Source organism: Pseudomonas fluorescens (assembly GCF_001648775.1).
GTDB classification, from domain to species: domain Bacteria; phylum Pseudomonadota; class Gammaproteobacteria; order Pseudomonadales; family Pseudomonadaceae; genus Aquipseudomonas; species Aquipseudomonas fluorescens_M.
The window spans coordinates 87,869-96,643 of sequence record NZ_LVEJ01000025.1 but is presented as its reverse complement, the minus strand read 5'-3'; the positions used below and the strand labels follow the sequence as shown (position 1 = coordinate 96,643).

The window sequence follows — 8,775 nt, the reverse complement described above, 5'->3', positions numbered from 1 at the left end:
ACCATAGATGTGGGAGCGAGCTTGCTCGCGAAAGCGGTGGATCAGCCAACAAAGATGTCGACTGAAATGACGCCTTCGCGAGCAAGCTCGCTCCCACAGGGATTGTGGTCGAACTCTGGATTTGTGAACACCGCAAAAACCTGTGGGAGGTCAGGTGCTTTCGCGGATTTTCAGCTCGAAACCCATGTCTTCAACCGGACGGGCAACGCTGTTACCCGCCATCAACGTCAGCATCTGCTCCGCCGCCCGCCGGCCAATTGCTTCACGCGGGGTGTTGATGCTGCTCAAACGCGGCACCATGTGTTCGGACATCGGCAAGTCGTTGAAACCAAGAATCGCCACTTGCTCGGGAATCTTGATGCCGTGGCGCAACGCTTCCAGCAATGCACCCTGCGCCAGGTCATCGTTACCGAAGAAGATCGCATCAACATCCGGATGCGCCGCGAGCAACTGCAAAAACAATTCCCCACCTAACCCCACCGACGAGGCACGCGGCGTCAGCACTTCCAGATCCGGGTCATAACGGCCAGCCTTCTGCAACGCTTTGCGAAAACCTTCACCCCGCAACAAGGTGCGCTGATCGAGTTGTGCGCCTATATAAGCCAGGCGCTTGCGCCCGCGAGAAAGCAAATGCTCGGCCGCCGTTTCACCTGCACTCAGTTGCGAGAAACCGACGCAATTCACCCCGGCGGCGCTGTCGAGTTCCATCATGTACACGCAGGGAATGTTGCTCGCCTCGATCATCCGTCGCGAACTTTCCGTGCGGTCAAACCCGGTCAACAAGAAACCGCGCGGCTGGTAGGCCATGTAGTTGCGCAGCAGGTTTTCTTCTTCATCACGGGAATAGTGGAAGTTGCCGATCAGCACTTCGAAGCCCTTGGGCGTCAGGACCCGATGAATGGCTTCCAGCGTATCGATGAACAACAGGTTGGACAGCGAAGGCACTAATACCACCACCGAATGGCTCTGCGCCGAAGCTAAAGCGCGGGCGGCGGGGTTCACGACATAGTTGAGTTCGAGGGCGGCTTTCTGGACTTTTTCCACCAGCTCGGTGGCCACGGTGCTGACGCCACGCAGGGCGCGGGAGGCGGTAATCGGGCTGACACCGGCCAGGCGGGCAACTTCATTCAGGGTGGGACGGCCAGTGGTGCGCGTGTTTTTATCGTTTTTAGGGGAGGTCATCGGGCGGCTTGCCAAACAAAAATCAAGGCACTAAGGTAGCGCTGTCCTGATGCAGCTGTAAATGCGTAAGCGAGGTCCTGCCTGATCTTCGCTTTTTGGCGTTGGGCGCAAACCTGCTGCAACCCAAAAAAACGACAAGAAGGCGTCGGCAACTTCTGCCTGTGCACTAGAGTCATAGCTAGCAAAGGTAGCGCTGTCTGCGCGCTGAGGTGTTATATGAGTCATCCCATCACCGCCCTGGTCATCATGGGCGTTGCCGGTTGCGGCAAGACGTGCGTCAGCGAGGCCCTGTGCCAATTGAGCGGCGCCACTGCCATTGAAGGCGATACTTTCCATCCGGCCGCGAACATCGAAAAGATGAGCGCGGGGATCCCCCTGAACGACGACGACCGTGCCGGCTGGCTCGACAGCCTGTGCGATGAACTGCGTCGCGTCGATGCATCGGGCAAACGCCCGGTGCTGACCTGCTCGGCCCTTAAACACAGTTATCGCGAAGTGTTGCGCAGCGCCTTGCCGGGCCTGGGTTTCGTGTTTCTTGAATTGACCCCTGAAGTCGCCGCTGAACGTGTGTCCCATCGTCCGGGCCACTTCATGCCGGCCACGTTGATCGAAAGCCAGTTCGCCACCCTCGAATCGCCCAAGGGCGAGCCGTTGACGTTGGCCCTGAATGCCTCGGTCCACAGCGTTGAAGAACTGGCGTCCCAGGCTCATGTCTGGTGGCAGGCCCACGGTCTGAAGCAGGCGGTATGAGTGTGTTGAAAGAGCTAGCGCTGTCCTCCCGACTTCTGTTTAACCCGCTTTAATAACAACAACAATCCAGGAGACACCCCCAATGTTTGGCATGTCCCACGACGCCTACCTGCTGCTCGATGCAGTGGTCACGGTAATCGGCCTGATTATCCTGATTACCAAATTCAAGATTCACCCATTCATCTCCCTGACCATCGCCGCGGCGTTCCTCGGCCTGACCTCGGGTATGCCGATCGGCACCATCATCAAGGCGTTCCAGGACGGCTTCGGTGGCGTGCTCGGTTTCGTCGGCATCATCCTCGCGCTGGGCACCATGCTCGGCAAAATGATGGCCGAATCAGGCGGGGCGGATCAGATCGCCCAGACCCTGATCCGTGCGTTCGGTAAAGACAAAGTCCAGTGGGCGATGATGTTTGCCGCGTTCCTGGTGGGCATTCCGCTGTTCTTCGAAATCGGTTTTGTTCTGCTGATTCCGCTGGTGTTCATCGTCGCGCGCCGCACCGGTGTGTCGATCATCAAGATCGGTATCCCGCTGCTCGCCGGCCTGTCCGCCGTGCACGGTCTGGTGCCACCGCACCCAGGCCCGTTGCTGGCCATCGGCGTGTTCGGCGCGGACATCGGCAAGACCATTCTTTATGGTCTGATCGTTGCGCTGCCAACCGCCATCATTGCCGGTCCGATCTTCGGTACGTTCATCGCCAAGCACATTCCCGGTCACCCGAATCAGGAACTGGTCGATCAACTGGCCCGCGAAAACGACGACTCGGCCACGCTGCCGAGCTTCACCATCACCCTGATCACCGTGCTGTTGCCGGTGTTCCTGATGCTGCTGAAAACCTTTGCTGACGTCGCGCTGCCGGACGGTCACTTCTTCCGCACCTGGATGGACATGATCGGTCACCCGATCTCCGCACTGCTGCTGGCGCTGCTGCTGTCGCTGTACACCTTCGGGCACAAGCAGGGCATCGGTTCCCAGCAGATGCTCAAGTGGCTCGACGCAAGCCTGGCGCCCACCGCCGCGATCATCCTGATCATTGGTGCTGGCGGTGGCTTCAAGCAGATGCTGGTGACCAGCGGTGTGGGCGACGTGATCGGCCACATGGCCGTGAGTGCGCAGATCTCGCCGATCCTGCTGGCGTGGCTGGTGGCAGCGGTGATTCGTATCGCGACCGGTTCGGCAACGGTGGCGACCATCACCGGTGCGGGCATTGTGGTGCCGGTGGTGGGGATGATTCCGGGCGTTAACCGTGAGTTGTTGGTACTGGCTACCGGTGCCGGTTCGCTGATTCTGTCCCACGTTAACGACGCCGGTTTCTGGCTGGTGAAGCAATACTTCAACATGACCGTGGCCGAGACGTTCAAGACCTGGACGGCGATGGAAACCATCCTGTCGGTGGTTGCGTTGGGCTTTATCCTGCTGTTGTCGCTGTTCGTTTAAGCGGCTTCTCGCAGGCACAAAAAAACCGCAGCGATGCGGTTTTTTTGTGGGTGGATTTCGTGGTTCACCCAAAACCAATGTGGGAGCGAGCCTGCTCGCGAAGAGGCCATGTCAGCCAGACAATATGCTGCCTGACATACCGCTTTCGCGAGCAGGCTCGCTCCCACAGGGGATAGGTGTCAGGCGGAAGTTTTTGGAGTCAGGCCATCGGCCCGGAACATCCCCCGAATCCCGCGCACGGCCTGACGAATCCGGTCCTGGTTTTCGATCAGCGCAAAGCGCACATGATCATCGCCATACTCACCGAACCCAACCCCCGGCGAGACGCACACCTTGGCCTCGGCCAGCAGTTTCTTGGCGAACTCCAGCGAACCCAGATGCGCGTACTGCTCAGGAATCTTCGCCCAGACATACATCGACGCTTTTGGATTCTCGACCATCCAGCCCAATTCATGCAGGCCTTTGACCAGCACGTTTCGGCGCTGGCGATACTGCTCGGCGATGTCGCGCACGCATTGCTGATCGCCTTCCAGCGCAGCAATCGCCGCCACTTGCAGCGGGGTAAACGTGCCGTAATCGTGGTAGCTCTTGATCCGCGCCAGCGCGTTGACCAGTTCCGGGTTGCCGACCATGAAACCGATGCGCCAGCCGGCCATGTTGTAGCTCTTGGACAGGGTGAAAAACTCCACCGCAATGTCCTTGGCCCCCGGCACCTGCATGATCGACGGCGCTTTCCAGCCGTCATAGACGATGTCGGCGTAAGCCAGATCGTGAATCACCAGTACGTCGTACTGTTTGGCGAGGGCGATCACCCGTTCGAAGAAATCCAGTTCCACGCACTGCGCAGTCGGGTTCGACGGGAAGCCGAGGATCATCATTTTCGGTTTCGGGATCGAGCCACGAATCGCTCGTTCCAGTTCATCGAAGAAGTCCACGCCCGGCACCAGCGGTACCGAACGCACCTGGGCACCGGCAATCACCGCGCCGTAGATGTGAATCGGATAGCTCGGGTTCGGCACCAGTACGGTGTCGCCCTGATCCAGGGTGGCCAGCATCAAATGCGCCAGGCCTTCCTTGGAACCGATGGTGACAATGGCTTCGCTTTCCGGGTCGATATCGACCGCGTAGCGATCCTTGTACCAGTTGGAAATCGCCCGGCGCAGGCGCGGAATACCCTTGGACGTCGAGTAACCGTGGGTGTCTTCGCGTTGGGCAACTTGCACGAGTTTTTCGACAATGTGCGGCGGCGTGGCCCCGTCGGGGTTGCCCATGCTCAAGTCGATGATGTCTTCACCACGACGACGCGCGGCCATCTTCAGCTCGGCGGTGATGTTGAAAACGTAAGGGGGGAGTCGATCTATGCGCGCAAAGCGGCGCGGCGAACCTTGTTCAGCCATTGTTGCCTCGGATAACGTAAGCGCCCGGAACCGTCCGAGCGACGCCGGTCACTGCGGTGACCTGTGGCGGAAGATAAGGGCAGTGATGGCATACTGTCCAGCGCGTTTTTCAAACATTTTTGCCCAAGGAAATCGGTAGATGGAATTCACCAGCGGCTTCTTGCTGAGCCTTTCGCTGTGCCTGGATATCGGCGTGGCCAACATCGCAATGATCACCTTGGCGATGCAGCGCGGTTACTTTCAGGGCTTCGCACTGGGCCTCGGCACCTGTGTCGGCGACCTGATTTATGCGGTGCTGGCGCTGGCCGGGATGACGGTTTTGCTGCAATACGAAACCGTGCGCTGGGTGCTGTGGATCGGTGGTTCGGCGCTGCTGATCTACTTTGCGGCAAAGATGATTTACTCGGCCATTCATCACGAAGCGTTGCTCGCCGAGACGGCGGAAGTGGGCCAGAACTCCCATCGCAAGGAGTTCTTCCGGGGGATTTTTCTCGCCATGTCGTCGCCGAGCGCGATTCTCTGGTTCGCGGCGGTTGGCGGCACGTTGATCGCCCGTTCCGGCGGTGGTGGGCCGCTCAGTTCGGCGCTGTTCCTCGGCGGTTTTCTCTGCGCCGGGCTGTTGTGGTCGGCCGGTCTGTGCTTTGCCGCGAGCCACGGTGGCAAGCTGTTGGGTGACAAGCTGTTGCGCTATTCGTATATGGCATCTGCGGCGATCTTCTGCTATTTCGCGGTCTACGTGATCGTATCTGGCTATAACGAATTTGTTGGTTCGGGCGCCGTCGAGCAGTTGCACGCGCTGTAATCGTGCGAAACGGGTTTGGCTTTCTATACTCCCAGCCGAACCCCTTTTCTTGTGCCAGGAGTCGAGTCATGGATGAGCAAAAACGCGTCGAAGTGGCTGAACCTCGCTTCGAACATGGACACTTCCTGCTGATTGCAGGTTTTCGCGGTCGTTTTACCCAAGACACTGCCAAGGACATTCCCGCGTTGTGGGAAAAGTTCTTGCCGCACCTGGGAAAAATACAGGGGCAAAAGAACGAAGTGACCTACGGGGTATGCAGCAACTTCGACGGCAAGGGCGGCTTCGATTACATCGCCGGGGTAGAAATCAGCAAGCTCGATGACCTCGACCAGAAGGTCTACCAGTGGGTCGAAGTGCTGCCCCGGCAATACGCGGTGTTCGAGCACCAAGGGCCACTCGATCAGCTGCCGCAAACCCTGCAATACATCTACAAGACCTGGCTGCCGACCTCTCATTACGTGGAGCTCAATGCCCCGGAACTGGAGCGTTACAGCGCGGATTTCAATCCGAAGCTGCACACTGGCAAACTGGAAATCTGCGTGCCGGTCGATACCAAGGCCTGAGCCGACAAGCATGAGGTGGATCGCTGATCCACCTCATGGTTTTCAACCGCGCTTGCCTTTGCCCGACCGTCGCGCCCGCAACAGGTCGATGCCCAAGGTGATAAAGCCGAACGTACTGATGCCCAACACCATCAACAGGCCAATTTCAACGCTGCTCATAAGCGGTTTTCCCCAAGGGTAGTCAGAGACACACCTCAGAAATAGCCCGCTCCGACCGCGAAGAAAAGCGCTTATACGCAAGCTTTACGCCGCCCATGCGCATCGATATGCAGGCCTTATTCCTTTATGCTTTCGGCACTTTCTTCTGCTGATTTCCGAGCCGCCATGAACACCGTCATCCGCAACGTCACCGCCGCCGACCTGGACCGCTGCTACGCCATCGAAACCGTTGCCTACGAAGGCGATGAAGCGGCGACCCGCGAGAAGATCGCCACGCGCATCGACACCTGGCCGGAAGGCTTTGTCGTGGCTGAGGTCGATGGCGTGGTCGCCGGTTTCGTCAACTCGGGCGCGGCGTTTGACGTGCAGATGTCGGACGAGGCGTTCAAGGAACTGATCGGCCACGACCCGAAAGGGCCGAACGTGGTGATCATGTCGGTGGTGGTGCATCCGGATTATCAGGGGCAGGGTTTGGCCAAGCGTTTGATGGGCGAGTTCATCGAGCGTATGCGCGGGATGGATAAAGCGACGATTCATCTGATGTGCAAGGAACAGCATATTCCGCTGTATGCCGGGTTTGGCTTTGCCTACATCAAACCGTCGGAGTCCGACCACGGCGGCATGGCGTGGCACGAGATGATCCTGACTCTCTGACCCGGCACTGATCAAAACTGTGGGAGCGAGCCTGCTCGCGAAGAGGCCGTGTCAGCCAACCAATTTGTTGACTGATATGACGCTTTCGCGAGCAGGCTCGCTCCCACAGGGGGGTGTGGCGCTTTGAGTTCCGCGTTCAGTAGAGGGTGTCGCTTACTCTTTTTGGCGCTTCACGATCGTAAGTGTCGGCATCGAACTGCCCATCGTTCAGGCGTTTGTGGAAGGCGCCGGCAGAGGGCAGGGCGGAGCGCGGCAGATGCGTTTCCGGGTTCCATGCGTCGGAGCGGACGAAGGCTTTCGAGCAATGAAAGAACGCCGCTTCGACCTTCACCAGCAACACCGTTTTCGCCGGTTTGCCATTCACCGCAAAGCTCTCCAACAACTGCGGCTCGGCGCTGATCGTCGCCGTGCCATTGACCCGCAACGTCTCGCCAATCCCCGGAATGATGAACAACAACGACACCCGCGGATCCTGCAGGACATTGCGCAAGGTATCGATGCGGTTGTTGCCCGGGCGATCCGGCAGGGCCAGGGTGTTTTGATCAATGATCCGCACAAACCCGGCTTTGTCACCCCGCGGTGAATTATCCAGGCCATCAGCCCCCACCGAGCTGACGATCACCAGCGGCGAAACCCGCACCATCGCCTGATAGTCCTCGTTGAGAAAACCAATCTGCTTGCGCACCGCGCGGTCGTGGGGCAGTCCGTAAATCGCTTCCAGCGCTTCGATTGAGTCGATCATCCTTGCTCTCCCGCTGACTTAGAAAAACAGGCCCATGCGCCGTTCATAACCGATCCGGCCCTTGTACGCTTCGCCGCTGTCGACGTAGCCGTGCTTGGCGTAGAGCGCGATAGCCGCGTCATTGTCTGCGTCCACCGACAATTCCAGTCCTTTGATTTCCGGCCACGCCAGGCGCGCGGCGTCGGGCAGCGCTTGCAGACAGGCCTTGCCGTAACCCTTGCCTTGCGCGCGTCGATCAACCTGCAATGCGTGCAACGTGGCGCTGTGTTCATTGGCCCAATCCGGCAATACCGGCGGGCGTTTGAGCAACAGAAACGCCACCGGTAATTCATCCGCCAGCAGCGCAAAACCCTTCACGCCGGGGCCGGGTTTGGACAGCAAAGTGTGCAAGGCACCATGAATATCGCCAGAGAACTTGATCTGCTCGGCATGGATTTCAATCGCTTCGACTTGCTCACGCTGCAAAGCGTTAAGTCTGTCGTACGGCACGAGTTGGGCTGACACGGGAATTTCCTTTTTCCTACAAAGATGAGCCTCGGATTCTAGCGATTTTGTCTACGGCGGAAATTTTTTGTTTCGTCTGTCGATATGCCCAACCGCCGAACGACTAAGGGTGTCTTCACAACAAAAACCACGGAGAACACCATGAGCGCACAATCTGACATCCAGACTCTGATCAACACTTACCGCGAAGCCGTCATGACCAAGGACGTGGAGAAAGTCATGGCGCTGTACGCCGATGACATCGTCTCCTTCGACGCGATCAAGGCTCTGCAATTCAAGGGCAAACCTGCCTACCGCGCGCACTGGGTGGCGTGCATGGAAATGTGCCCCGGCCCGCACATTTTCGAGTTCCACGAAATTGCCATCGAAAGCGCCGACAACATCGCCTTCGCCCATTGGGTCGCCAACTGCGGCGGCACCAATGAGAAAGGCGAAACCCAGAGCTGCTGGATGCGCGTCACCGCCGGCTATCGGCAGGTCGGCGGGGCGTGGAAAATCGCCCATGAACACTGGTCGGCCCCTTTCGATCCGATGAGCGGCGCGACCCTGTTTGATGTGCAGCCCTGATCTTCAGCCATAGTTGA

General features: G+C 58.7%; 10 protein-coding genes. 6 read left to right on the top strand and 4 right to left on the bottom strand.

Annotation, left to right across the window (positions count from 1 at the left end):
* Positions 1-150 precede the first annotated feature (150 nt).
* A complete protein-coding gene (locus tag A8O26_RS22855; protein ID WP_064119986.1) occupies positions 151-1,182 on the bottom strand; it encodes a LacI family DNA-binding transcriptional regulator in 1,032 nt (343 codons plus the stop codon).
* A gap of 216 nt (positions 1,183-1,398) precedes the next feature.
* On the opposite strand from A8O26_RS22855, the gene A8O26_RS22850 reads away from it, so the two are divergent.
* Positions 1,399-1,932, top strand: coding sequence for a gluconokinase (locus tag A8O26_RS22850; protein ID WP_064119985.1), 534 nt, complete (start codon positions 1,399-1,401; stop codon positions 1,930-1,932).
* A gap of 82 nt (positions 1,933-2,014) precedes the next feature.
* Positions 2,015-3,370: a GntP family permease gene (locus A8O26_RS22845; RefSeq protein WP_064119984.1), complete on the top strand. Its 1,356-nt coding sequence runs from the start codon at positions 2,015-2,017 to the stop codon at positions 3,368-3,370.
* Positions 3,371-3,549: 179 nt separating this feature from the next.
* Here the strand turns inward: A8O26_RS22845 and alaC are convergent, their stop codons facing one another.
* Complete coding sequence (gene alaC / locus A8O26_RS22840) at positions 3,550-4,767, bottom strand: alanine transaminase (protein ID WP_064119983.1); 1,218 nt, start codon at positions 4,765-4,767, stop codon at positions 3,550-3,552.
* A gap of 139 nt (positions 4,768-4,906) precedes the next feature.
* On the opposite strand from alaC, the gene A8O26_RS22835 reads away from it, so the two are divergent.
* From A8O26_RS22835 to A8O26_RS22825, 3 genes are all read left to right on the top strand, one after another.
* Positions 4,907-5,569 (top strand): LysE family translocator, encoded by a 663-nt coding sequence (locus A8O26_RS22835; protein ID WP_064119982.1) that lies wholly within the window; start codon positions 4,907-4,909, stop codon positions 5,567-5,569.
* 68 nt (positions 5,570-5,637) lie between these two features.
* On the top strand, positions 5,638-6,132 hold the full coding sequence (locus A8O26_RS22830; RefSeq protein WP_064119981.1) for a GyrI-like domain-containing protein: 495 nt from the start codon (positions 5,638-5,640) through the stop codon (positions 6,130-6,132).
* A gap of 324 nt (positions 6,133-6,456) precedes the next feature.
* Positions 6,457-6,945: a GNAT family N-acetyltransferase gene (locus A8O26_RS22825; protein WP_064119980.1), complete on the top strand. Its 489-nt coding sequence runs from the start codon at positions 6,457-6,459 to the stop codon at positions 6,943-6,945.
* A gap of 136 nt (positions 6,946-7,081) precedes the next feature.
* Here the strand turns inward: A8O26_RS22825 and A8O26_RS22820 are convergent, their stop codons facing one another.
* Both A8O26_RS22820 and A8O26_RS22815 read right to left on the bottom strand, forming a co-directional pair.
* The gene (locus tag A8O26_RS22820; protein WP_064119979.1) at positions 7,082-7,687 is read right to left on the bottom strand and encodes a pyridoxamine 5'-phosphate oxidase family protein; all 606 of its coding nucleotides are present in this window, start codon (positions 7,685-7,687) and stop codon (positions 7,082-7,084) included.
* Between the two features lie 18 nt (positions 7,688-7,705).
* The gene (locus tag A8O26_RS22815) at positions 7,706-8,191 is read right to left on the bottom strand and encodes a GNAT family N-acetyltransferase (RefSeq protein ID WP_064119978.1); all 486 of its coding nucleotides are present in this window, start codon (positions 8,189-8,191) and stop codon (positions 7,706-7,708) included.
* A gap of 141 nt (positions 8,192-8,332) precedes the next feature.
* Here A8O26_RS22815 and A8O26_RS22810 point away from each other — a divergent pair, with 141 nt between their 5' ends.
* Positions 8,333-8,758 carry a YybH family protein gene (locus A8O26_RS22810; RefSeq protein ID WP_064119977.1) on the top strand — a complete coding sequence of 142 codons (426 nt, stop codon included), beginning with the start codon at positions 8,333-8,335 and terminating at the stop codon, positions 8,756-8,758.
* Positions 8,759-8,775 lie beyond the last annotated feature (17 nt).

Bases quoted from the DNA above. Each gene is read 5' to 3' on its own strand.
- A8O26_RS22825 (WP_064119980.1), top strand. From the start codon at position 6,457: ATGAACACCGTCATCCGCAACGTCACCGCCGCCGACCTGGACCGCTGC.
- A8O26_RS22830 (WP_064119981.1), top strand. From the start codon at position 5,638: ATGGATGAGCAAAAACGCGTCGAAGTGGCTGAACCTCGCTTCGAACAT.
- A8O26_RS22810 (WP_064119977.1), top strand. From the start codon at position 8,333: ATGAGCGCACAATCTGACATCCAGACTCTGATCAACACTTACCGCGAA.
- A8O26_RS22820 (WP_064119979.1), bottom strand. From the start codon at position 7,687: ATGATCGACTCAATCGAAGCGCTGGAAGCGATTTACGGACTGCCCCAC.
- A8O26_RS22845 (WP_064119984.1), top strand. From the start codon at position 2,015: ATGTTTGGCATGTCCCACGACGCCTACCTGCTGCTCGATGCAGTGGTC.
- A8O26_RS22850 (WP_064119985.1), top strand. From the start codon at position 1,399: ATGAGTCATCCCATCACCGCCCTGGTCATCATGGGCGTTGCCGGTTGC.
- A8O26_RS22835 (WP_064119982.1), top strand. From the start codon at position 4,907: ATGGAATTCACCAGCGGCTTCTTGCTGAGCCTTTCGCTGTGCCTGGAT.
- A8O26_RS22855 (WP_064119986.1), bottom strand. From the start codon at position 1,182: ATGACCTCCCCTAAAAACGATAAAAACACGCGCACCACTGGCCGTCCC.
- alaC (WP_064119983.1), bottom strand. From the start codon at position 4,767: ATGGCTGAACAAGGTTCGCCGCGCCGCTTTGCGCGCATAGATCGACTC.